Origin of the sequence: Salmonella sp. SAL00670 (assembly GCF_046552235.1) — a bacterium.
In the GTDB taxonomy this organism is placed as follows: Bacteria; Pseudomonadota; Gammaproteobacteria; order Enterobacterales; family Enterobacteriaceae; genus Salmonella; species Salmonella enterica.
Window position 1 is genome coordinate 256088 of sequence record NZ_JBGDUO010000003.1, and the last position, 22759, is coordinate 278846.

The 22759-nt window shown below is 52.7% G+C and carries 22 protein-coding genes; 12 read left to right on the forward strand and 10 right to left on the reverse strand.

Annotated features, from left to right (window positions below; all coding sequences use genetic code 11):
- The first annotated feature begins 273 nt into the window (after nt 1–273).
- The 5 genes from folD to ACLJRS_RS12400 all read left to right on the forward strand — a co-directional run bounded on the left by folD (nt 274) and on the right by ACLJRS_RS12400 (nt 3277).
- Nucleotides 274–1140: a bifunctional methylenetetrahydrofolate dehydrogenase/methenyltetrahydrofolate cyclohydrolase FolD gene (gene folD / locus ACLJRS_RS12380; RefSeq protein WP_000729165.1), complete on the forward strand. Its 867-nt coding sequence runs from the start codon at nt 274–276 to the stop codon at nt 1138–1140.
- Between the two features lies 1 nt (nt 1141).
- The gene (ybcJ, locus tag ACLJRS_RS12385) at nt 1142–1354 is read left to right on the forward strand and encodes a ribosome-associated protein YbcJ (protein ID WP_000190281.1); all 213 of its coding nucleotides are present in this window, start codon (nt 1142–1144) and stop codon (nt 1352–1354) included.
- Nucleotides 1355–1480: 126 nt separating this feature from the next.
- Nucleotides 1481–2026, forward strand: coding sequence for a metal-dependent hydrolase (locus tag ACLJRS_RS12390; RefSeq protein ID WP_001143571.1), 546 nt, complete (start codon nt 1481–1483; stop codon nt 2024–2026).
- A complete protein-coding gene (locus tag ACLJRS_RS12395) occupies nt 2019–2456 on the forward strand; it encodes an STM0539 family protein (RefSeq protein ID WP_001038579.1) in 438 nt (145 codons plus the stop codon). The genes ACLJRS_RS12390 and ACLJRS_RS12395 overlap by 8 nt, the downstream gene beginning before the upstream one ends.
- The gene (locus ACLJRS_RS12400; RefSeq protein WP_000819124.1) at nt 2453–3277 is read left to right on the forward strand and encodes a DUF2145 domain-containing protein; all 825 of its coding nucleotides are present in this window, start codon (nt 2453–2455) and stop codon (nt 3275–3277) included. Before ACLJRS_RS12395 ends, ACLJRS_RS12400 begins: the two co-directional genes overlap by 4 nt.
- A gap of 43 nt (nt 3278–3320) precedes the next feature.
- On the opposite strand, the gene cysS is transcribed toward ACLJRS_RS12400, so the two are convergent.
- Nucleotides 3321–4706 (reverse strand): cysteine--tRNA ligase, encoded by a 1386-nt coding sequence (cysS, locus tag ACLJRS_RS12405; protein WP_000912377.1) that lies wholly within the window; start codon nt 4704–4706, stop codon nt 3321–3323.
- Between the two features lie 172 nt (nt 4707–4878).
- Between cysS and ppiB the strand changes: the two genes are divergently transcribed.
- From ppiB to purK, 4 genes are all read left to right on the forward strand, one after another.
- Entirely contained in the window at nt 4879–5373 is a 495-nt protein-coding gene (gene ppiB, locus ACLJRS_RS12410; RefSeq protein WP_000255991.1) for a peptidylprolyl isomerase B, read from the forward strand.
- 2 nt (nt 5374–5375) lie between these two features.
- Complete coding sequence (gene lpxH, locus ACLJRS_RS12415) at nt 5376–6098, forward strand: UDP-2,3-diacylglucosamine diphosphatase (RefSeq protein WP_000212284.1); 723 nt, start codon at nt 5376–5378, stop codon at nt 6096–6098.
- A 117-nt stretch (nt 6099–6215) separates the two neighbouring features.
- Entirely contained in the window at nt 6216–6725 is a 510-nt protein-coding gene (purE, locus tag ACLJRS_RS12420; protein ID WP_000098736.1) for a 5-(carboxyamino)imidazole ribonucleotide mutase, read from the forward strand.
- On the forward strand, nt 6722–7789 hold the full coding sequence (gene purK / locus ACLJRS_RS12425; protein WP_000815601.1) for a 5-(carboxyamino)imidazole ribonucleotide synthase: 1068 nt from the start codon (nt 6722–6724) through the stop codon (nt 7787–7789). Before purE ends, purK begins: the two co-directional genes overlap by 4 nt.
- A gap of 40 nt (nt 7790–7829) precedes the next feature.
- Here the strand turns inward: purK and ACLJRS_RS12430 are convergent, their stop codons facing one another.
- The 4 genes from ACLJRS_RS12430 to ACLJRS_RS12445 are packed head-to-tail and all read right to left on the reverse strand — an operon-like array spanning nt 7830 to nt 12481.
- Nucleotides 7830–8723, reverse strand: coding sequence for a carbamate kinase (locus tag ACLJRS_RS12430; RefSeq protein WP_000855337.1), 894 nt, complete (start codon nt 8721–8723; stop codon nt 7830–7832).
- A 3-nt stretch (nt 8724–8726) separates the two neighbouring features.
- On the reverse strand, nt 8727–9536 hold the full coding sequence (locus ACLJRS_RS12435; protein ID WP_000821192.1) for a DUF2877 domain-containing protein: 810 nt from the start codon (nt 9534–9536) through the stop codon (nt 8727–8729).
- Between the two features lie 11 nt (nt 9537–9547).
- Nucleotides 9548–10807, reverse strand: coding sequence for a DUF1116 domain-containing protein (locus ACLJRS_RS12440; protein WP_410957822.1), 1260 nt, complete (start codon nt 10805–10807; stop codon nt 9548–9550).
- A 9-nt stretch (nt 10808–10816) separates the two neighbouring features.
- Entirely contained in the window at nt 10817–12481 is a 1665-nt protein-coding gene (locus ACLJRS_RS12445; RefSeq protein WP_000580910.1) for an acyl-CoA synthetase FdrA, read from the reverse strand.
- Between the two features lie 315 nt (nt 12482–12796).
- Here ACLJRS_RS12445 and allD point away from each other — a divergent pair, with 315 nt between their 5' ends.
- Genes allD through allE form a run of 3 tightly spaced genes read left to right on the forward strand, consistent with a single transcriptional unit; the run spans nt 12797 to nt 15899 of the window.
- The gene (gene allD, locus ACLJRS_RS12450; RefSeq protein WP_000703937.1) at nt 12797–13846 is read left to right on the forward strand and encodes an ureidoglycolate dehydrogenase AllD; all 1050 of its coding nucleotides are present in this window, start codon (nt 12797–12799) and stop codon (nt 13844–13846) included.
- A 21-nt stretch (nt 13847–13867) separates the two neighbouring features.
- Nucleotides 13868–15103 (forward strand): allantoate deiminase, encoded by a 1236-nt coding sequence (allC, locus tag ACLJRS_RS12455; protein ID WP_000589769.1) that lies wholly within the window; start codon nt 13868–13870, stop codon nt 15101–15103.
- Nucleotides 15104–15113: 10 nt separating this feature from the next.
- On the forward strand, nt 15114–15899 hold the full coding sequence (gene allE / locus ACLJRS_RS12460) for a (S)-ureidoglycine aminohydrolase (protein WP_000540981.1): 786 nt from the start codon (nt 15114–15116) through the stop codon (nt 15897–15899).
- A 79-nt stretch (nt 15900–15978) separates the two neighbouring features.
- Here allE and glxK read toward each other — a convergent pair whose 3' ends face one another.
- From glxK to ACLJRS_RS12485, 5 genes are all read right to left on the reverse strand, one after another.
- Complete coding sequence (glxK, locus tag ACLJRS_RS12465) at nt 15979–17127, reverse strand: glycerate 3-kinase (RefSeq protein WP_000706331.1); 1149 nt, start codon at nt 17125–17127, stop codon at nt 15979–15981.
- A 22-nt stretch (nt 17128–17149) separates the two neighbouring features.
- The gene (locus ACLJRS_RS12470; RefSeq protein ID WP_000484505.1) at nt 17150–18448 is read right to left on the reverse strand and encodes a uracil/xanthine transporter; all 1299 of its coding nucleotides are present in this window, start codon (nt 18446–18448) and stop codon (nt 17150–17152) included.
- Between the two features lie 58 nt (nt 18449–18506).
- On the reverse strand, nt 18507–19868 hold the full coding sequence (gene allB / locus ACLJRS_RS12475) for an allantoinase AllB (RefSeq protein WP_000006865.1): 1362 nt from the start codon (nt 19866–19868) through the stop codon (nt 18507–18509).
- A 78-nt stretch (nt 19869–19946) separates the two neighbouring features.
- Complete coding sequence (locus tag ACLJRS_RS12480; RefSeq protein ID WP_000401059.1) at nt 19947–21401, reverse strand: allantoin transporter; 1455 nt, start codon at nt 21399–21401, stop codon at nt 19947–19949.
- A gap of 95 nt (nt 21402–21496) precedes the next feature.
- Nucleotides 21497–22744: an MFS transporter gene (locus ACLJRS_RS12485; RefSeq protein ID WP_000005073.1), complete on the reverse strand. Its 1248-nt coding sequence runs from the start codon at nt 22742–22744 to the stop codon at nt 21497–21499.
- Nucleotides 22745–22759: the final 15 nt, after the last annotated feature.

Here is a 22759-nt window from a genome sequence, read left to right on the forward strand (position 1 = left end):
AGAAGGGTCTAATCTTATTTTGTATAAAATGTCGCATTATGCCGCCCGATGCTATTAACGACGAGGGATTACGGTAACCATAGCCAGGGTGATGAATTGTTTCTTTTTGGTTAATCATGGCGCGCTTACGGGCCACGTCTCAGTATCGTCAACAGACGGGGGAGACGTCGCGTTTGCATCGGAAACACAAACGTTAACTGACAGCGAGGCCCGCTTCTGACAAAATAGCGTCATCCCCTTTGACTTGAAGTAACAGATGGAATCTTCTCTCTGATGGCAGCAAAGATTATTGACGGTAAAACGATTGCGCAGCAGGTGCGATCTGAGGTTGCTCAAAAAGTTCAGGCACGCGTCGCAGCAGGTCTTCGCGCTCCCGGCCTGGCTGTGGTGTTGGTCGGCAGCAATCCGGCCTCACAGATTTATGTCGCAAGCAAACGTAAAGCGTGCGACGAAGTGGGATTCGTCTCCCGCTCCTATGACCTGCCAGAAACCACCAGCGAAGCCGAACTGCTGGCGCTTATCGATACTCTGAATGCAGATAACACGATCGACGGTATTCTGGTGCAGTTGCCTTTACCGGCAGGCATCGACAACGTTAAAGTGCTGGAGCGTATCGCGCCAGATAAAGACGTAGACGGTTTTCATCCTTATAATGTCGGTCGTCTGTGCCAGCGTGCGCCGCGCCTGCGTCCCTGTACGCCCCGCGGTATTGTGACCCTGCTTGAGCGTTACAATATTGATACCTACGGCCTGAATGCGGTGGTCATTGGCGCGTCCAATATCGTTGGACGCCCAATGAGCATGGAGCTGCTGCTGGCTGGCTGTACGACTACCGTTACGCACCGCTTTACCAAAGATCTGCGTCACCATGTCGAGCATGCTGATTTGCTCATTGTCGCCGTAGGTAAACCGGGCTTTATTCCCGGCGAATGGATTAAAGAAGGCGCAATTGTGATTGATGTCGGTATTAACCGTCTGGAAAATGGCAAGGTCGTTGGCGACGTCGTGTTTGACGAAGCCGCGGCGCGCGCGTCATACATCACGCCAGTACCGGGCGGCGTCGGCCCGATGACGGTCGCCACGCTTATCGAAAACACGCTGCAGGCGTGCATTGAATATCACGATCCACAAGGAAAATAACATGGCGACATTCTCTTTAGGCAAGCACCCGCACGTCGAGCTGTGCGATCTGCTCAAGCTGGAAGGCTGGAGCGAAAGCGGCGCGCAGGCGAAAATCGCCATTGCCGACGGGTTGGTGAAGGTTGATGGCGTGGTTGAAACGCGTAAACGCTGCAAAATTGTCGCCGGGCAAACCGTTAGCTTTGAAGGCCAAAGTGTGAACGTCGTGGCCTGATACAAGTGCCGGATAGCGACGCAAAGCGTCTTATCCGGCCTGATTACGCTGTCTTTTCAGATAATCATCCACTTAATCCTCTGCGTTCCAACTGCTAGCATGGCTATTTCCCTGTGAACCATCGCTATGCCTACCGTTATCACCCACGCCGCCGTTCCTCTGTGTCTTGGCGCAGGCTTAGGCCTGAAAGTTATCCCTCCTCGCCTGCTGTTTGCCGGTGTTGTGCTGGCGATGCTCCCCGATGCCGACGTGCTGGCCTTTAAATTTGGCGTCGCCTACGGCAACGTGTTCGGCCATCGTGGATTTACCCATTCTTTACTTTTCGCATTCGTCCTCCCCCTGTTGTGCGTACTCGCGGGACGACGATGGTTTCGAGCGGGGCAGGTGCGCTGCTGGCTGTTTTTAACCGTTTCATTGCTGTCGCACAGCCTGCTGGATTCGATCACCACGGGTGGTAAAGGCGTCGGATGGCTGTGGCCGTGGTCAGATGAACGTTTTTTTGCGCCCTGGCAGGTGATTAAAGTCGCGCCGTTCGCGCTTTCAAGCTACATCACGCCGTATGGACATCAGGTCATTCTCTCAGAATTGCTGTGGGTGTGGTTGCCGGGAAGTATTTTAGTGTTATTTCTATGGGTACTTAAAACGCATATTAAAAGGAATCAATATGAATAAAATGACATTCGCCGCCGCGGTCGTCTGTTTCTCATTTTCCCACGCCAGCTATAGCGAAGAAATGTCTGCCACTGGATGGTATGCGGCATCGTCTGCGGTTGTCAGCGTGGGCAGTTCCGCACTGGTTAGCGGAATTATACTCTCCCCCGTACTGCTGCCGCTCAACCTGAGTATTGGATCTGTTGTCGAAAATAAAAAGCAAAAAACCGCGCTGTTAACCACTAAGTCCCCCGATAACAAAGACATTAAAATGCAAGTTCCGCTACATGTCGTCAAAGAAGGCAACCTCAAAGCAGGTGATAAAGTCACTCTGGAAAAAACGCAGGAAGGCACCGGCGCTTATTTGAAAAAAGAGGGCAAGATCCTTGCCCATATGGTAAATCAGGACGACGCAGGACTTTCCAGCAACCAGACGGTACCGGCCAAATGAAGCGGTTCGCGTTTGCCCTGTGGCTCAGCGCAATCTCGCTCAACGCTTATGCAGACAGTGCTAACTGTCACCAAAAAGCAAACACGCCGGAGAGCATCGCAGCGACAATGGATCAGGCGCTACAGCTCAAACAACAGCTTAACAGTCAATCCGATCCGGTCGTCATTCTGGTTCGCCAGGGGCAAGATATGTCGAGCCGACATTTAACCTGGTCACATGCTGGCTATGCCATGCGCCAGCCAAACGGAGACTGGCGGGTTTACCATAATCTGAATACTTGCAGAACCGCTGAATCAGCGCTCTATATACAAGGTCTGTATGAGTTTCTGGCTGATGACCTGGTGAATCAGAGCATTGCCGTTTTGCGCCCGCGTTCAGATATCGCGACGGCATTACAAACGCTCTTACATAGCGCTATCAAACTCAATCTCTTCCACAGTCCCCGCTATAACCTGATTGCGTGGCCTTTCTCCGGCCCTTATCAGAATTCGAATGGCTGGCTTCTCGAAGTGTTTGCGCGAGCAAACGATGCGCAGGTTTGGTCACGTAATGATGCCCGCCGCTGGTTGCAGCTTCAGGGTTATCAACCCTCTATCGTTAGTGCTGGCACTTTTGAACGATTAGGCGCAAAACTGTTCACCCCTAACGTTTTCACCGACGATCAGCCAGCAGAATTGCTGCGAAAAGGAGATGTGGGGCTAAACAGCGGCGACAGCGTCATCCGCTTTATTGCCCATTACAGCCGGGCAATACCCGGGTGTGAACATCAGAATCTGGGGGAGTCGGTGTGTGTTTATCTTTCGCCCGGTGCGAAAAAATAAAAAACAGGCCGTTCTATGCAAATAGAGCGGCCTGTAAAAGCGCTTACTTACGCCGCCAGGTGGTGCCCTGCGGGCCATCTTCCAGAATAATACCCATTTCAGTGAGACGATCGCGCGCCGCGTCCGCCGCCGCCCAGTCTTTCGCTTTACGGGCATCCAGACGCTGTTGAATCAAGGCTTCAATTTCCGCAACTTCACCGTCATCCGCCTGCGCGCCGCTTTGCAGGAAAACATCCGGCTCCTGCTCCAGCAGTCCCAGCACGCCGGAAATCTTCCGCAGATGAGACGCCATCGCATTCGCGGCGGTCATATCTTCGCCCTTCAGACGGTTGACTTCACGCGCCATATCAAACAGGACGGAGTAGGCTTCCGGCGTGTTGAAATCGTCATTCATCGCCTCCACGAAACGCGCTTCAAACGCCTCGCCGCCCGCCGGGGCCGCTGATTTATCCGTTCCACGCAATGCAGTGTATAACCGCTCCAGCGAGGCGCGCGCCTGCTTGAGGTTCTCTTCGCTGTAGTTCAGTTGGCTACGGTAATGCCCGGACATCAGGAAGTAGCGCACGGTTTCCGCATCGTAGTATTTCAGCACGTCGCGCACGGTAAAGAAGTTGCCCAGCGATTTGGACATCTTCTCGCGATCCACCATCACCATACCGGAGTGCATCCAGTAGTTGACGTATTCGCCGTCATGCGCGCAGGTAGACTGGGCAATCTCGTTTTCATGGTGCGGGAACATCAGATCGGAACCGCCGCCGTGAATATCAAAATGGTTGCCCAACTGCTTGCAGTTCATCGCCGAACATTCAATGTGCCAGCCCGGACGCCCTTCGCCCCACGGCGACGGCCAGCTCGGCTCGCCCTCTTTCGACATTTTCCACAGCACGAAGTCCATCGGGTTACGCTTCACGTCAACGACATCCACGCGCGCGCCCGCCTGAAGCTGCTCAAGATCCTGACGGGAAAGCTGCCCATAAGTCGGATCGGTCGGTACATCGAACATCACATCGCCGTTATCCGCCACATAGGCGTGCCCTTTCTCGATTAAGGTGCGGGTGAGCTCGATAATTTCCTGAATATGGTGCGTCGCACGCGGCTCGCTGTCCGGACGCAGAATATTCAGCGCGTCGAAGTCCTGATGCATTTCCGCAATCATTCTGTCGACCAGCGCGACAAAACTTTCGCCATTTTCATTGGCGCGTTTAATAATTTTATCGTCGATATCGGTAATGTTACGCACATACTTCAGCTTATAACCGAGAAAACGCAAATAGCGCGCGACAACGTCAAAAGCGACAAACGTGCGTCCGTGGCCAATGTGGCAGAGATCGTAAACGGTGATACCACACACGTACATGCCGACTTCCCCGGCATGAATGGGTTTGAATTCCTCTTTTTGGCGCGTCAGTGTATTAAAAATTTTTAACATCGAAGATTCCGTATAGACGTGTGTGGGTAATAATCTCCGTATGATACATATTATTCGTAATCGAAGCAGCACACTTTGCAAGGTGATCGCAGCTTACGGTTATGCTATAACAAGCCCCTATATGTGCCCCATTGCGGGCTAAAGCACCACTCTCTTGGAACAGGATGCAAAAATGGTTACTTTCCACACTAATCACGGCGATATCGTAATCAAAACCTTTGATGATAAAGCGCCTGAAACAGTTAAAAACTTCCTGGACTACTGCCGCGAAGGTTTTTACAACAACACCATTTTCCACCGTGTGATTAACGGTTTTATGATTCAGGGCGGCGGCTTTGAGCCGGGCATGAAACAGAAAGCCACCAAAGAGGCGATCAAAAACGAAGCCAACAATGGTCTGAAAAATACCCGTGGTACGCTGGCGATGGCGCGTACTCAGGCACCACATTCGGCTACCGCGCAATTCTTCATCAACGTGGCAGACAACGACTTCCTGAACTTCTCCGGCGAAAGTCTGCAGGGCTGGGGCTACTGCGTCTTTGCGGAAGTCGTAGAAGGTATGGACGTGGTAGATAAAATCAAAGGCGTCGCCACTGGCCGTAGCGGTATGCACCAAGACGTACCAAAAGAAGACGTCATCATTGAAAACGTGACCGTCAGCGAGTAATCGTGGCGACACTGTTTATTGCAGACTTGCATCTGCAAACGGAAGAACCGGCGATCGTCGCCGGTTTTCTGCGTTTTTTAGCCGTAGAAGCCCGTCAGGCCGACGCGCTGTATATTCTTGGCGATCTCTTCGAGGCCTGGATTGGCGACGACGACCCCAACCCGCTACATCGTGAAATGGCCGTTGCCATTAAATCGCTGGTTGATTCCGGCGTCCCCTGCTTCTTTATTCATGGTAATCGCGACTTCCTGATTGGCAAACGCTTTGCCCGCGAAAGCGGCATGATTCTACTGCCGCAGGAAAAAGTGCTCGACCTGTATGGCCGCAATGTGTTGATTATGCACGGCGATACGCTCTGTACCGATGATGCCGGATATCAGGCGTTTCGCGCCAAAGTCCATAATCCGTGGGTGCAACGACTGTTCCTTACCCTGCCGCTGTTTATCCGCCGCCGTATCGCCGCCAGAATGCGCGCCGGCAGTAAAGCCGCCAACAGCAGCAAATCGCTGGATATTATGGACGTCAATGCGCAGACCGTCGTCGCCGAAATGGAAAAACACCGCGTACAGTGGCTGATTCACGGTCATACCCACCGCCCGGCGGTGCATGAACTTTCCGCCAACGACCAGCCCGCATTCCGCGTGGTGTTAGGCGCATGGCATCATGAAGGTTCAATGGTAAAAGTCACGCCGGACAACGTTGAGTTAATCGCCTTCCCCCTGTAAATGTTCGTCGAATCGTCCGTTACGGCGCGCACGCAACCGTTTTCCTTGCCTGATTATCATGCTATTCTCTGACACCTCAAAAGCAGCGTGTCCCGCACCACAGGAGTTTTAAGACGCATGTCTTCCCGCAATAATCCGGCGCGTGTCGCCATCGTGATGGGGTCCAAAAGCGACTGGGCTACCATGCAATTCGCCGCCGAAATTTTTGAAATTCTGGATGTCCCGCACCATGTAGAAGTGGTTTCCGCTCATCGCACCCCCGATAAACTGTTCAGCTTCGCCGAAACGGCGGAAGAGAACGGATATCAAGTGATTATTGCCGGCGCGGGCGGCGCGGCGCACCTGCCGGGAATGATTGCGGCAAAAACGCTGGTCCCGGTACTCGGCGTGCCGGTACAAAGCGCTGCGCTAAGCGGCGTGGATAGCCTTTACTCCATTGTGCAGATGCCGCGCGGCATTCCGGTGGGTACACTGGCGATCGGTAAAGCCGGTGCCGCTAACGCCGCCCTGCTCGCCGCACAGATTCTGGCGCAACACGACGCGGAACTGCATCAGCGCATCGCCGACTGGCGCAAAGCGCAAACCGATGAAGTTCTGGAAAATCCCGATCCGCGGGGGACGCTATGAAGCAAGTTTGTGTTCTCGGCAACGGACAACTGGGCCGAATGCTGCGCCAGGCGGGCGAACCGCTGGGTATCGCCGTCTGGCCGGTTGGCCTGGATGCAGAGCCTACCGCCGTGCCGGTACAGCAGAGCGTCATTACCGCAGAGATTGAGCGCTGGCCGGAAACCGCGCTTACCCGCGAGCTGGCGCGCCACCCGGCCTTCGTCAATCGCGATGTATTTCCGATCATCGCCGACCGTCTGACACAAAAACAGCTTTTCGATAAACTGGGACTCGCGACCGCGCCGTGGCAGCTGCTGACCAGCGCCGACGAGTGGTCCGGCATCTTTGACCGTCTGGGAGAACTGGCGATTATTAAGCGTCGCGTTGGCGGCTACGATGGTCGCGGGCAGTGGCGTCTACGCGCGGACGAAACCGGGCAACTGCCGGATGACTGCTATGGCGAATGTATTGTTGAGCGCGGTATCCATTTTTCCGGCGAAGTGTCGTTAGTCGGCGCGCGCGCTCATGACGGCAGCACCGTGTTTTACCCGCTAACGCACAATTTGCATCAGGACGGCATCTTGCGGACCAGCGTCGCGTTCCCACAGGCGAACGCCGAACAGCAGGAGCAGGCGGAATCGATGCTGTCAGCAATTATGCAGGCGCTGAACTACGTCGGCGTAATGGCGATGGAATGTTTTATCACGCCGGAAGGCCTGTTAATCAATGAACTGGCGCCGCGCGTGCATAACAGCGGACACTGGACGCAAAATGGCGCCAGCATCAGTCAGTTTGAATTGCATTTGCGCGCGATTACCGGCCTGCCGTTGCCCGCGCCGGTGATTAACGCCCCGTCGGTGATGATCAACCTGATCGGCAGCGAGCTGAATTACGACTGGCTGAAGCTGCCGCTGGTACATCTGCACTGGTATGATAAAGCGGTACGTCCGGGGCGAAAAGTCGGCCATCTGAATCTGACCGACAGCGATACGTCACGTCTTAGCGCCACCCTGGAAGCGCTCTCTCCGCTCCTGCCGGGCGAATACGCCAGCGGCATTATCTGGGCGCAAAGTAAGCTTAAATAAACAGCGTGGGCGGCGCATTCTCTGTCGCCGCCCGTCGCGATCACAGACAGATGCAGGTTCCCGCTCTGCCCGCCAGGGTATCGTCAATACGCGACAATGCGCCAATCCATGCCGGCTTTCCGCACCGCTTCACATATCCGCTTACCGCGGTCACCTTCGGTCCCATCGCGCCATCGGCTTTGGCAAACGGCGCCAGCTCATCGGGCGAAGCCTGACGAATAGCGCGCTGCTGTGGCGTTCCCCAATGTTCATACACCGCATCCGCATCCGTCAAAATGATCAGACCATCGGCCGCTATCTGCTCCGCCAGCAATGCCGCCGCCAGGTCTTTATCTATCACCGCCTCGACCCCTTCGCCCTCGCCGGCAACAGGTACCCCGCCACCGCCGCTGCAAATCACCACATGGCCCTCTTTTAGCAATAACTCAATAGCGGCGCTTTCGATAATCTGACGCGGCGCCGGGGAAGCGACGACACGGCGCAGATATTTTCCATCACGTTTCATATGCCAGCCATAAGTCGCTTCCAGCGCCATTTGCTCTTCTGGCGAATAAACGGGACCGATAAACTTTTCCGGTTCAAGAAAAGCAGGATCGTCCGCCGATACCTTTATTCGCGTTAATACCGCAGTCACCGGCGGCATATCGGGTTCAAGCGCCAGACGCTGCGCCAGCATATAGCCGATCATTCCCTGACTTTCCGCCACCAGCACATCCAGCGGATAAGGCTCAACGGCTTTCCAGGCAAGGTTCTGTAAAGCCAACAGGCCGACCTGGGGGCCGTTGCCATGTACTATCGCCAGCCGATACGAGCGGGCAAGTCGCGCCAGCGCAGGCACCGCGTCGGCAATATTGCGATATTGATTCTCTGCCGTTAGCGCTTCTCCGCGCTGCAATAATGCGTTGCCGCCAAGAGCAACTACCAACGTTTTCATTCCCTATCCTTTTACTATTTGTTGTCCAAGCCAGAACCCCAGCAGCGTATCCGCGCCAGAGGTGTGCCCCAGCGCCAGCAGTCCGTCAATCGCCGTTTCTGTGCGAACATCTCGTCGCAGCGCATGAATAAAGTGGAGTAAAGGCGACGCGAAATAACCCATAGCCGCATAGCGTAAATAGCTAACGCTCACGAGCGTCGTCGCCCGATCAAGGCTGCCGGATTGGGCAAAAAAATTACGCCCGGCGCGTTCATCTATGGCGCCAAAATACCAGGCCGCCAGCAACATTCCTGTCAGCGTGTCGTCATGACTGGGCGTTAAGCCCGGCCCTTTACCCAGCCATAGCCGCCAGTCAGTCGCAGCACCTGCAAGCGCCGACTGAAAGCAGTGACAAAACTGGCGAAGTTCCGGACATAGAGGCTGAGCTGCGGCGACGGTTAACGGCCCAAACAGTCCCGTCTCCTCACTACGCTGCATGTACGTCGCGTTAAGACGCGGCGACGCAAGATAGCGTGGAACCCGCAGCGAACAGCGCCTCTCCGGCTCGCATAAAAGAAACTCGCCAATCTGAATACCGGCAGCGGTTGACTGCGGTTTTTCGCCATCGGTGAGCACATCGCGCAAGGCGTCAAAATCGCCGCCGCGCAGTATCCACCCTCCCGGACTGAAGCCGCTCCCCCGACGGTGAAGCGTTAATAACTCACCGCTTTTCGCCACAAAATTAATAGAGCGACGCCATACCCCTGACATCTGCCAGGGTTGCCGATAATCCGCCGATTGTCGGCTTGCCATAAGAGGATGGATACGTTTCATGAGACGCTCTCTTAACTTACGCCCATGCTTTCCGCCAGCGCTTCCAGCGCCTGCTCGAAACAGGCCAGCGGCGCACGGACGGTTCCCGCGCCAATCTGTCCAATCCCCGCCTCTTTATGCGCGATACCCGTGTTAATCAGCGGCGTAATTCCGGTCTCGACCACGCGGCGGATATCCAGTCCCAGACAGGCCCCCTGAAAATCCCAGCCGGGGATTTGTAGCTGCATGTTGCGTTCGAGATAAATTTCAGCCATCTCTTCAGAAACAGATTTCGCCGCTTCCATTCCCCCGGCACCGACAAAACGCGTTACGCCAGGCGCGGCAATCATCGCAGCGCCGCCAATACCAAACGTTTCAGTAATGGCGCTGTCGCCCATGTCCGGGTTGGCCTGATCCTGCGAAAAACCGGTAAAAAATAGCCCCTGCGGCATATTAACAGGCGCGGTGAACCAACGGTCGCCCAGACCGCTAACCCGAATGCCAAACATATCGCCATTACGGGTCATCGCCGTCACAATACTGCCGGCGCGAATCTGCGCGCCCGCGTCCATGGCGGCTTTACAGTAGGCCATCGCCAGATTAAGGAAGAATTGATCGGTGACGCTCAGAAAATCCATCACTTCCGCTATCTGCTGCTTATCATGTTCCAGACGGGCGATATGCGGCGCCAACTTGCGCATCAGCAATGCGGAAGAAGCGATATTGCGCTGGTGGAATTCATCTCCCATCGTAATGCCCTGCGCCATCATTGCGGTCAGGTCGAGCCCCCGCTCCAGACGTCCCAGCGCCGCGCTTAATACCGGCATCAGCACATCGCGCATCCAGCGCAAACGTTGCTGAACATCCTCGCCATAGGCGCCGAAACGCATCACTTTGCCGATCCCTTCGTTGAGATTGCAGTACGCGCGATTGCCGTCGGTGATATTTTCCACGACCAGCATCGGCATACTGGCTGACGTAATACCGCCCATCGGCCCCACGGCGTTAACGTGATGGCAGGGAATAAAGTTGACCTTTCCCTGCTCTAACAGCGCGAGCGCGCTCATTTCATCTTTGGCCCATCCTTCAAACAGGCATGCGCCGATACAGGCGCCTTTCATCGGGCCGGTCATCTCTTGCCAGCGCATCGGCGGGCCGGCATGAAGAAGCGTTTTCCCCTGATTGAGCACGCTAATTAATGAAGAAGCTGGCTTCACATCCAGCCAGTGCGGACGTGCGCGACGAATTTGTTCGATGACTGCAGCGTTGGCTTGCGCCACTGATGTAAACATGGGAACCCCTTATTGCAAACGTTCTAACAGACGAGCCAGTTTTTTATTACCGCCAGCGACAGGCGCCCACTGGTAGTGCACCACGGGCATACCGGCAGCCTGTAAATCCAGCGCGAAGCTACATAACCCGGCATTAATCACCGCTACCGCTTCCAGTAACCGGGGAGCTGATGGATGAGTGGAAGAAAGAGTGGGTCGAATCAGTTCCGCGGCCAACAGAGTGGCTTCGGGAAGAGAATCCACTACCGTGATGCCGGCATCTTCGAGCGCGGCGATTTGTTGCGAGCGGCACTGAGGATCGCGTTCCGTTCCGGTGACGGTTGCGATGGCGAACAGCGGCTGGTCGCTGGCGCGTGCGGCACATGCCTTCTGCCAGGCCTGAATCAGCGATGCGGCGGGATCGGCGGTCGCGCCAAAACCAATAACGACGTCCACTAATAACACGCGTACCTGCGACTGTGCGCCAAGCCCGGCGATAAGCTGATTACGTAACGCCGGGTCAATCATTGGATGTGGTCGCCCAACGGTATAAAAGTCATCGCCCAGATCGATAATCTGGTGGCCGTCAGCGTCAAGCATCATGCCATGGTGATGTTCCGTATCCGTCGCGACGCCCAGATAGCCGGCCAGCAGCCCCGCCGCTTCCGCCGCCAGCGTTCCGCCGGTATAGAGACCACGAATCACGCCGCCTGTTGAAACCATTTCTTTACGCTGCGACGTCACGCGAGACAATAAACATGCCAGTCGGGCGGCTTCATCCAGCGTCGAGGCAAACCAGACGTTTTCCTCACGCGCAACGGGGGAGGAAAACCCTAAGAACAGCGCTACAACGGGTTTGCCGGTGGCTTTCATCGCCGCGATAATATGCTGGCGAACCGCATCGGCAGGCGGTTTGGAGACAAAGGCCAGCACCTGGCTCTTTTCATCCGCGCTGAGTATCTCCAGTGCCGTTAGCGCGCTGATCCCGCCGACCTCGGCGCTCAAATCGCGTCCGCCAAGCCCGATGGCATGGGTAATCCCTTCCCCCGCCAGCGCAATCTGTGAACAGAGCTCCTGAATACCGGTGCCGGAAGCGCCAATCACCCCGATGTTGCCCTCTGGCATGACGTTAGCGAAAGCCAGCGGCGTATTGGCGATCATAGCGGTGCCGCAATCCGGCCCCATGACCAGCAGTCCTTTATCACGCGCCCGGCGTTTTAGTCTGATTTCATCGTCCAGCGTGACATTATCGGAGAAGATCATCACGTTCAACGAACGATCCAGCGCCTGCTCCGCCAGTTCCGCCGCATATTCGCCGGCCACCGATACCAGCGCCAGATTCGCCTCTGGCAGTTTCTGACAGGCGCTTTCCCAGCGTCTGACCTGGATTAACGACTGGCTACCGCTGCTTCCCTGCGCCAACTGCTGCAATGCTTCTTCGAGCTGTTGCACAATCACCTGCGTAATGCCGTCATCTACCGCTTCGGTACGAATCGCCACGCAAATGTCATTGGGCGTAGCGCCATGAAAATCGTCATGCCAGAAACCGGTAGTTTCCAGCAGCGACTTATTCGCAGGCGTTCCCATCATTACCGATACATCATCAACATTTTCGGACTCACTCAGCTTTCGAGAAATAATCATTAAGCTGACAGAGTCCTGAAAACACCCTTTTTTAATAAAGGCGTGGATCATAACAACTCCTTAATAATTGCACCCATTGCAATTGCACGAGCAGTGTTAATGTGCGCTTCACGGTATATATCCGGGAGGGTAAATAGAGTGATTAACGTCACATCAAATTTATTAACAAAAGAATTCAAACAACGGCTAAAGGATTAGTTATGATTTTCTAAAAAAGCTTTTTATTTAAGCAAAAAGATAAAACCCGCCTGATTATCAAATAAATTCTAATTATATTTTTTTGCCTGTCTGGATCACATAATCATTTTATTTTCCCGGTATGTTAATCGCAGTCATGCTTCACACCGTCGTTAAAAAGGAAGACAGATGAAAATCAGTCGGGAAACACTCCATCAGCTTATCGAAAATAAGCTTTATAAAGCCGGACTAAAACGTGAGCACGCCGCCATCGTCGCCGACGTACTGGTTTATGCAGATGCCAGAGGTATTCACTCACATGGCGCCGTACGCGTTGAATATTATGCCGAACGAATTTCAAAAGGCGGCACCAACCGGGAGCCGACGTTCCGCATTGAGAATACCGGTCCCTGTACGGCGATACTGCATGCCGATAATGCTGCCGGACAGGTCGCAGCCAAAATGGGAATGGAGCATGCTATTGAAATAGCCAAAAAAAATGGCGTCGCGGTTGTCGGCATTAGCAGAATGGGCCATAGCGGCGCCATCTCTTATTTCGTCCGCCAGGCTGCTCGCGAAGGCCTGATTGGTCTGTCTATCTGTCAGTCCGATCCTATGGTCGTGCCGTTTGGCGGGGCGGATATTTACTATGGCACTAATCCGCTGGCCTTTGCCGCGCCGGGCGAAGGCGATGACATCATTACCTTTGATATGGCCACCACCGTGCAGGCCTGGGGAAAAGTCCTCGATGCACGGTCCCGCAATGAGTCCATTCCGGAGAGTTGGGCCGTTGATAAAAATGGCGCGCCGACACAGGATCCTTTTGCCGTCAATGCGTTATTACCCGCCGCAGGCCCGAAAGGTTACGGCCTGATGATGATGATCGATATTCTGTCCGGTATTCTGCTGGGGCTGCCGTTTGGCCGCCAGGTCAGTTCGATGTATGAAGATTTACACGCCGGACGCAATTTAGGACAACTTCATCTGGTCATTAATCCGGCGTTCTTTTCTTCCTGTGAATTATTCCGCAAACATATTAGTCAGACTATGCAGGAACTCAATTCCGTGAAGCCCGCCCCCGGTTTTAAACAGGTTTATTATCCTGGACAGGATCAGGATATTAAACAGAAAAATGCCGATATGAATGGTATCGATATTGTTGATGATATTTATCAATATCTGATTTCCGATGCCCTCTATCTCAAGTCATACGAAACAAAAAATCCCTTTGCCCAATAATTATTGAAACAGGAATTTTCTATGATAAAGCATTTTCGCCACGCGATAGAAGAAACATTGCCCTGGCTCTCTTCCATTGGAGCCGATCCTACGGGTGGAATGACGCGTTTACTTTATTCGCCTGAGTGGCTGGAAACACAGCAGCAATTTAAAAAGCGAATGGCAGAAAGCGGTCTGGAAACACGCTTTGATGACGTCGGAAATTTATATGGCCGCCTTTGCGGCACACAATTTCCGGAGCAGGTGATTTTAAGCGGTTCGCATATTGATACGGTCGTCAACGGCGGCAATCTGGACGGACAATTCGGCGCGCTTGCCGCCTGGCTGGCGCTCGACTGGCTAAAAGCGACCTACGGCGCGCCGCTGCGCACCGTCGAAGTAGTGTCAATGGCAGAGGAAGAAGGCAGCCGTTTCCCTTACGTTTTTTGGGGCAGCAAGAACATTTTTGGCCTGGCGAATCCTGAAGAGGTACGCCATATCCAGGACGCCAAAGGCACAGGCTTTGTCGACGCTATGCAGGCGTGCGGATTTACCCTTCCCGCCGCGCCGCTCGCTGCGCGAACCGATATCCGCGCCTTTGTTGAATTGCATATTGAGCAAGGCTGCGTTCTGGAGAGCAACGGACAGTCGATTGGCGTCGTCAACGCCATCGTCGGGCAACGTCGCTACACGGTGACGCTCAACGGCGAGTCCAACCATGCAGGCACAACGCCAATGGGCTATCGTCGCGATACGGTGCACGCCTTCAGTCGTATTTGCAGTCAGTCCATTGAAAAAGCCAAACAGCATGGCGATCCCCTGGTATTAACGTTCGGCAAAGTTGAGCCGCAGCCGAATACGGTCAATGTTGTCCCTGGAAAAACCACATTTACAATCGATTGCCGGCATACGGACGCCGCGGTACTTCGCGAATTTACCGAACAGTTGGAAAACGATATGCGCGCCATCTGCGATGAAATGGATATCAGCATCGATATCGATTTGTGGATGGACGAAGCGCCGGTGCCGATGAACGCCGAACTGGTCGCGGCCCTCACCAGGCTGTGTGAAACCGAACAACTGAACTATCGCATAATGCATAGCGGCGCAGGTCATGACGCGCAAATTTTCGCGCCGCGCGTCCCTACCTGTATGATTTTCGTCCCCAGCATTAATGGTATCAGCCATAACCCGGCGGAACGTACCAACATTAATGACCTTGCTGAAGGGGTCAAAACTCTGGCATTAATGCTGCATCAACTTGCCTGGCAAAAATAAGGAGCCATCAATGGGATATCTGAATAACGTCACGGGTTACCGCGATGATTTACTGGCGAACCGCGCCATTGTGAAACACGGTAACTATGCGCTCTTAACGCCGGACGGTCTGGTGAAAAATATTATTCCCGGCTTTGAAAACTGTGACGTCACCATCCTTTCGACGCCGAAGCTGGGTGCTTCTTTCGTCGATTATCTGGTCACCTTACATCAGAATGGCGGCAACCAGCAGGGCTTTGGCGGCGAGGGGATTGAAACTTTTCTCTATGTCATTGCGGGAAATATTGAAGCTAAAGCAGAAGGAAAAACATTCTCTTTAACTCAGGGCGGATACCTCTATTGTCCACCGGGCGAGATGATGACCTTTAGCAACGCTCAAACGGAAGACAGCCAGCTATTTTTATATAAACGCCGCTATACTCCTGTCGAGGGGCATGCCCCGTGGTTGGTTTCCGGCAATGCCAGCCAGCTGGAGCGTATTCATTATGAAGGCATGGAAGATGTTATTCTGCTGGATTTCCTGCCTAAAGAGCTGGGCTTCGATATGAATATGCATATTCTGTCGTTCGAACCGGGCGCCAGCCACGGCTATATTGAAACCCACGTCCAGGAACATGGCGCTTATATCCTTTCCGGCCAGGGGGTTTATAACCTCGACAACAACTGGGTGCCGGTGAAAAAAGGCGACTACATCTTCATGGGCGCTTATTCCCTGCAGGCCGGATACGGTGTAGGTCGTGGCGAAGCATTCAGCTACATCTACTCCAAAGACTGTAACCGCGACGTTATGATTTAACGGCGGACAGCCCTCCTGATTATTTTTAATTTAGCTATGTTGGATTTTGCCACGGTGAGAACCGTGGCTTTTTTTATGCTTAACGAGTCCCGATGTCCTGGCCAAGTTTGATGACGCGGGCAATATTACAGGCGCTGTGGTAGAGATTTTGTTCACCGTTCGCCAGAACTTCCGGCAAAGGCGCCAGCCGCGGCAAAATACTGAATACTGCATCAATACCGTGGCGATGGACCACTTCCACGCCGTCGCCCAGTACGCCGGCAATGCCGATAACCGGGACATGATGCCGTTTCGCCACTGACGCGACGCCTATCGGCGCTTTTCCTCCCGCCGTTTGCGAGTCGATTCGCCCTTCTCCGGTAATCACCAGCGAGGCCTCTTTTACCGCCTCCTCCAGCTTCACCGCCTGCATAACAATCTCAATACCGGGCTTCATTTCCGCTTCCAGGAAGACGATAGCAGCAATCCCCATTCCTCCGGCCGCTCCACCGCCCGGTATTTGAGACATGTCGCGTCCGGTCAGGGCATGTAAAACACGGGCATAATTACGTAATCCATTTTCCAGCGTCTCAACCATTTCAGGCGTCGCCCCTTTCTGCGGACCGAATACCGCCGCCGCGCCGCGTGGCCCCACCAACGGGTTATCAACATCACAGGCGACCTCAATACGACACTCTGAAATTCGCGGATCGCACCCCTGCAGGTCAATGCTCGCCAGGCGCGATAAATTGCCACCTCCGGCGCCAAGCGGCGTTCCTTGCGCGTCCAGAAAACGCACACCGAGCGCCTGCGCTACTCCCATTCCGCCATCCACCGTGGCGCTGCCGCCGATACCCAGAATAATATGGCGAATCCCCGCGTCCAGGGCGTGACGAATCAATTCGCCGGTGCCGAAACTGGATGCCAGCAGCGGATTACGCGCCTCGGGCGCCACCAGCATCAATCCGCTCGCCGCCGCCATTTCAATAATCGCCGTTTTGCCGTCGCCGGTCAGGCCATAAAATCCGTTTACTTTTTCCCCCATCGGCCCGCTAACGTCCACAGAAACCCGTTTCCCGCCGGTCGCTGCCACCATCGCGTCCACGGTTCCTTCTCCACCATCGGCGATCGGTAAACAGACATAGCGCGCATCAGGAAATACGGTTGAAAATCCCGCTTTAATAGCCTGACAGCATTTATCAGCGCTTAAGCTCTCTTTAAATGAATCTGGCGCAATTACAATCTTCATCATGTCTCCTTGTTTTCTCATGTTATTTAATGCGTTCCCACGGAATAAGATTTTCCATAAGCACTGCCAGTAAGATTCCCACCAGTAATCCGTTACTAAGCAGAGGACGAATCATCAGTGGAAGATCCTGTAAATAGACCGGAGGAAGCCCCATCAAAAAAATGCCGACAAAAAGCGGTAATGCCAGGCGATAAATATTCCGCGCGGTAAACGTAATTTGCTGGCTAAAAACCAAACCGGAATAAAGTAAAGGTAAATAAGAGACCAGCATAACGGCGCTGCTGATCGCCAGTGGAATAGCGCAAAATAAGCGGGTTAACGGCGTTATAATGGCAACCAGCAGACACAGCGCGCTACCGCAGATAAAGGATTTGCGAGAACTGTCGCCGGTTTGCGTTAATAAACCAATGGAAGATACAAAAGGCGAAAAAGGCACGACCGCGAAAGGCACCGTCACTAACGTCATCAGTCCGGAAATCATAAAGCTTCGGCGATAACGAGAACTGCCCGACCCTTGATGCAGATAAAAGATATCGGTACCGCGGATGGCGCCGTAAGTGTTGCTGATGTTGACTAACCCCGTCATCACCGCCGTCACAATAATACCCGGCATCAGCGTGCCGTGGCTGCCCAGAGGAAACCATCGCCAGCTTAATTCACCCGGCGGTAAGTGTGATGAAGGAAAGCATAACCGCCATAGCCCCCACCCGACCACGGTCCCTACCAGTAACGCGTAACGGGAGATACGCTGTTGCAGGAAAATAATCATCGCGAGGATAAAACACATCACCGCGACCGCCAGCCCAAAGGGGGCCAATTTGATTCTGGCGCTGGTATCGGCAATGCCAAAAGGCAGCCCCAGCATGCCTTTAAAAAATATTGAGGTCAGCTGCGCGCCCAAAAGCAGCATGAAAAAAACCATTACCGCCGGCGTAAACAGGCGAGCCAGACGGTGTCCTAACCCGCTAATGCCGATAAATATCGTCACCATTGCGGAGATCGCGATCCCGACCGACAGGCTGGAGGCGATATCGTTCAGCGGCGTGCCGCGAGACGCCTCGCCAAGCGTAATCGTAAGAATAGCGCCCCACCACAGCCCTGTCGGCCCTTCCATAATGGCACGGCGATGGCCGCAAAATGCCTGAACCAGGCAGGCCAACGCGGTGGTCAAAAAAGCGTATTGTGTGAGCATTAACAGGTTATCAGCGGGAAGATGAAAAGCGGATAGCAAGGTAGGGGGAACCACAACCGTGTTACAGAAAATAAAGAAAAACCACTGAAAGCCGGACAACACACTTTCGCGGTTAATAACAGGGAACATATCCACACCTTAAAATAGAGAATGCCCGTCGTGACGACGGGCATTAAATCACACCGGATTACTGCTGATGTTTAAGGATAAACTGACCTTTTGGCGGCACAGGGAAGCCATGCTCGATGTCATAAATAACATCGCCGCGCAAAATCGTTTTGGTAATACGCGCGCCAATAGTACGGCCAACATACGGACTGACTTTATGGCGATATTCCAGATCTTCATTTTTCAGAACATAGCTGCTGTCAGGCTGAATAAAGACCAGGTCAGCATCTTTGCCGGGGGCAATACGTCCTTTATGTTTCAGACCAAAAATATCGGCGGCGTTGGTCGCCATTAATTTGCCAAACATCGGCAACGACATACCGCGTTTTTGCACCGCTTCATCAAACATGACGTCCATGCAGTTTTGCAGTCCGGCAATTCCGCCCCATGCTTGCATGATATTGCCTGCTTTCATTTCCGGAGGGCATGGAGAGTGGTCGGATACCAGGCAGTCGATTTCGCCGTTAAACAGTTTTTCCCACATCCCTTTCTGGTTTTCCTGGTCGCGAATTGGCGGAGAACATTTTGCCAGGGTGCCAATCTCTTCGAACTGATCGGTATCGAGGACAAAATAGTGCGGGCACGATTCACAGGTGACATCCTGACCTTCCTGACGCGCGCGCGTTACTTCCTCTACCCCCTCCGGGCTGCTGATATGGCAAACGTGCAGACGGCAACCTGCCGCTTTCGCCAGATACAGCACGCGACGAATGGCTTCCACTTCAGTAAATACCGGACGTGAGGCGACATAATCATGCGCCGTTACGCGTCCTTCGCGTTTAGCTTCCTCGCCCAGCTCATCGCAAATCAGAGCATTTTCGCAATGTACCAGTACCGTCTGGTCCATTTCCCCCAGTTTCTGCGCGCCTTTGTAAAACTGCCAGTCATTAACGTCGCGAAAATCATTATCGATGCCACGATCGCCGCAGGTGGCGACAAAGCACTTGAAGCCGACAACGCCCACTTCGTCCAGCTCATGAAGCCGATCCAGGTTATAAGAAACCAAACCGCCCAACTGCGCGGCGTCGATGGTCAATTTACCTTTTGCCGCGTCAAACTTGAGTTCAATCGTCTCACGATCGACCGTCGCCGGCAGCTGATTGAGCGGCATCTCAATCATCGTGGTAATACCGCCTTTCGCCGCCGCGCGGGTACCGGTTTCATAGCCTTCCCAGTGGGTACGGCCCGGTTCAGAAATGTGGGTATGCGCGTCAACCATGCCCGGCGAAACGATCAATCCCGTCGCATCCAGCACATTTTTCGCTTCCCCCAGGTTCTCGCCAATCGCGGCGATTTTTCCGCCCTGGACGGCGATATCGATAACTCTCGCTTCGTTTTCTAAGATGACAGTACCGTTCTTAATAATTAAATCAAAAGACATAACAAACTCCTTGTATGGATACAGATAGTTTTTAAATAGCGCACACTTCATTAAATACGCTTAATGCTTTTTCAATATTTAACCTGCGAGTTTTTTCTCTCCTGTATTTTCAAAACCCGTGCGTTTCTTCAATAGCGCATAAGCAACGAACGCAACTATTACGCCTACAAACCAGGACACGCGGGATAAAGGCTCCAAAAATGGTATAAACTTGCCGCCTAATGACAGAATAACTGCGACCAGGGTGACTGAAAATGCAGTCAGGTTAAATCCATTATCATAATATTTGTAATCACCGCTGGCGGTGTACAGCTCATCAAGATTAATTTTTCCACGCATTACCACAAAATAATGAGCTAACATTACGCCGATTACCGGGCCAAGCATACCGCCGATAATATCGAGGAACAGATAAATACTGTCCTGATTCTCCATTAATTTCCATGGGCAAATCAGTAGACTGATAATACTGGCAATCATTACGCCATTTTTATAGTTAAGCTTTGTCGGGGCAAGCGCCGCAATTTGATACCCCGCAGGTATAATATTACCGGTGGCGTTGGTTGAAATTGTCGTCATCAGAATCACCAACACCGCAAAGAATGAAGCAAACAGGCTGTCCCAGCGCTGCACAATATCCAGCACGTTCCAGGTATCCATACCATAATGAATACTGGCTCCGGCAATAATGCACACGCTGGCTACGGCGAATAATATATACGCTACGATAAGCCCCAGCGTTTGTCCCAATGCCTGAGCGCGAAATGAATGCGCGTTTTGCGTGAAATCGGACGCACTCACTGCTGGCGCAGCCCAGACGGCGACTACGGCGTTAATCACCACCAGGAACAGAAAGCCGCTGTGCTCTGCTTTTTGCACGCCTGAAGGCAGATAGTCCAGAATCGGGCCAATGCCGACCAGCGATATTGCCCAAATAGCCATGCCGCCAAAGACAATGTAAATACATGGATTGAGGATAGCGGTAAATTTATTTAATACTTTACCACCGCCAAAACCGATGCCAACGTTAATAATCCAAAAAATTAGAAAAGTAATTAGTCCTGGCAGTGAAAGACCCAGCAGCTTGAAATCTCCGCCTAATGTCAGAAATCCTGGCCAGATCTTCCCAATCAAAATAAGAAATGCCAGCGATCCCGCGTAACACTGTAAGCCGAACCACATAATTGCCGCGATTCCCCCTCGCAATAATCCAGGGAATAGCGCGCCGCGGACGCCGTAAGAACCTCGCAATATCATAGCAAAAGGAACGCCATATTTGCTGCCTGCCGCGCCATTCATTACCATCGCCGCCGCAATAAATAATGCGCTGATAATAATGGCCAACATGATATTAAATGTTGATAGCCCCAGTATAAAAAAACCGCCGACCATAACGTAATTTGGCACATTATGTACAGATCCCATCCATAAGGTGAAATAGTTAAATGCCTTCCAGTTTCGTTGGGTTTCTGTTTTAGGTAATAAGTCTTCGCTATAACCGCGCTGCTGGTATAGCTCTCTTTGATGTTCCATAAATCCCTCTTTTCACGCATCGGATAACGTTGTTATGGGTTTAGCTATGAGGAACAAATAAATATAAAATAAAGAATTAGTAGATATAATTATTTTTAAGCTGAAGCAATACGTTGCGTTGCTTTCTTTTTATATAAAGTGACGACAGCAAAGATCAGCGTTCCGGTGACCACTAAACATGCTGAAATCACAAAACTGATCTCTTTCGACCCCGTTACATCCGAAATAAATCCGGTCAACGTTGGGGCGACAACCGCTGAACTCATGCCAAAGAAGTTAAAAAGGCTGAAAGCTCTTCCCAGACTTTTTGCCGAAGCCTGTTCAGATACAAAGGAGATCAGGATCGGGTCTACCGCCATTTTCCCCAGCAAGCCGTATAGCGTCAGGCTGACCATCAGCATCGTGGTATTCGGGGACAAAACCGTAAACGCCAACATTGCTGCCGCCACAATTTCCAGACCGAGAATAACCTTAACTTTACTGTTACAAAATTTATCTGACAGATGGCTAAAAAATAACGCCCCCGGTACGCCAACTACCGCCACCAGCGCTGATGCCAGCCCGATAGCTCCGCCATCAAATCCTCTTTCAGTCTGTAGATAAGAGGGCAGCCAGGTCACTATCAAATAATAACCGTAGCAGGTACAGAAATAGAGGAAGTAAACGCTACACAATAAACCAGAGAATAAAGGCGCGCGTTTCTCATCTTCCATAACGGTTTGGGTTTGCTTTTCCGCTTGCGCAGAGTCGCTTTTGGCTTTACCACGAATGACCAGCGTAAAAACGCACAGCATGATTACTAATATCGCGGCCACGATATACAGTACATTCTGCCAGGCCATGCTCATGTTTTTTACTAATACGCTGGAACCGATTAAGCCAATCCCCATCCCTATAGCCGACCCGCTGTTGATAATCGCGTTGGCTAATGCCCGACGGGCCTGCGGCACGTTTGCCGAAGAGAGTGAATAAGCCGAGCTAAAGAAAGAAGCGCATCCGCCACCTGCCATTAGCGACCCTATATAGATCATGGTCAGGCCATTGGCTTTCGCGATACAGAGTGTACCAATAATAAAAAGCGTAAATCCGGCCATCAGCATGATTTTTTGACCGAATTTATCGACCAATATTCCGCAAGGGATTTGCATACTGCAGTAAGCAAAAAAGTAAAAACTTGCAATGGCGCCTATTTCTGCATTACTTACATTGTCTAAAGATGCCTGAATTTCTGGATAAATTGGCGTAAGCACGGTGCGATAGATCCAAATCGCTACCCAGCCCAGACTCATTACGACAACAATTTGTTTCCAGTAATCAATCCCGGATTTTTTAGTTTCACTCATGTTCTTCACCTTTAC

Excerpts from the sequence above, each read along its gene's own strand:
- folD (WP_000729165.1), top strand. The coding sequence starts at position 274 with ATGGCAGCAAAGATTATTGACGGTAAAACGATTGCGCAGCAGGTGCGA.
- ACLJRS_RS12440 (WP_410957822.1), bottom strand. The coding sequence starts at position 10,807 with ATGTTTACATCAGTGGCGCAAGCCAACGCTGCAGTCATCGAACAAATT.
- ACLJRS_RS12390 (WP_001143571.1), top strand. The coding sequence starts at position 1,481 with ATGCCTACCGTTATCACCCACGCCGCCGTTCCTCTGTGTCTTGGCGCA.
- ACLJRS_RS12430 (WP_000855337.1), bottom strand. The coding sequence starts at position 8,723 with ATGAAAACGTTGGTAGTTGCTCTTGGCGGCAACGCATTATTGCAGCGC.
- purE (WP_000098736.1), top strand. The coding sequence starts at position 6,216 with ATGTCTTCCCGCAATAATCCGGCGCGTGTCGCCATCGTGATGGGGTCC.
- ACLJRS_RS12485 (WP_000005073.1), bottom strand. The coding sequence starts at position 22,744 with ATGAGTGAAACTAAAAAATCCGGGATTGATTACTGGAAACAAATTGTT.
- ACLJRS_RS12445 (WP_000580910.1), bottom strand. The coding sequence starts at position 12,481 with ATGATCCACGCCTTTATTAAAAAAGGGTGTTTTCAGGACTCTGTCAGC.
- ACLJRS_RS12470 (WP_000484505.1), bottom strand. The coding sequence starts at position 18,448 with ATGTTCCCTGTTATTAACCGCGAAAGTGTGTTGTCCGGCTTTCAGTGG.
- allC (WP_000589769.1), top strand. The coding sequence starts at position 13,868 with ATGATAAAGCATTTTCGCCACGCGATAGAAGAAACATTGCCCTGGCTC.
- allB (WP_000006865.1), bottom strand. The coding sequence starts at position 19,868 with ATGTCTTTTGATTTAATTATTAAGAACGGTACTGTCATCTTAGAAAAC.
- allE (WP_000540981.1), top strand. The coding sequence starts at position 15,114 with ATGGGATATCTGAATAACGTCACGGGTTACCGCGATGATTTACTGGCG.
- ybcJ (WP_000190281.1), top strand. The coding sequence starts at position 1,142 with ATGGCGACATTCTCTTTAGGCAAGCACCCGCACGTCGAGCTGTGCGAT.
- purK (WP_000815601.1), top strand. The coding sequence starts at position 6,722 with ATGAAGCAAGTTTGTGTTCTCGGCAACGGACAACTGGGCCGAATGCTG.
- ppiB (WP_000255991.1), top strand. The coding sequence starts at position 4,879 with ATGGTTACTTTCCACACTAATCACGGCGATATCGTAATCAAAACCTTT.
- allD (WP_000703937.1), top strand. The coding sequence starts at position 12,797 with ATGAAAATCAGTCGGGAAACACTCCATCAGCTTATCGAAAATAAGCTT.
- glxK (WP_000706331.1), bottom strand. The coding sequence starts at position 17,127 with ATGAAGATTGTAATTGCGCCAGATTCATTTAAAGAGAGCTTAAGCGCT.
- ACLJRS_RS12435 (WP_000821192.1), bottom strand. The coding sequence starts at position 9,536 with ATGAAACGTATCCATCCTCTTATGGCAAGCCGACAATCGGCGGATTAT.
- cysS (WP_000912377.1), bottom strand. The coding sequence starts at position 4,706 with ATGTTAAAAATTTTTAATACACTGACGCGCCAAAAAGAGGAATTCAAA.
- ACLJRS_RS12400 (WP_000819124.1), top strand. The coding sequence starts at position 2,453 with ATGAAGCGGTTCGCGTTTGCCCTGTGGCTCAGCGCAATCTCGCTCAAC.
- ACLJRS_RS12480 (WP_000401059.1), bottom strand. The coding sequence starts at position 21,401 with ATGGAACATCAAAGAGAGCTATACCAGCAGCGCGGTTATAGCGAAGAC.
- ACLJRS_RS12395 (WP_001038579.1), top strand. The coding sequence starts at position 2,019 with ATGAATAAAATGACATTCGCCGCCGCGGTCGTCTGTTTCTCATTTTCC.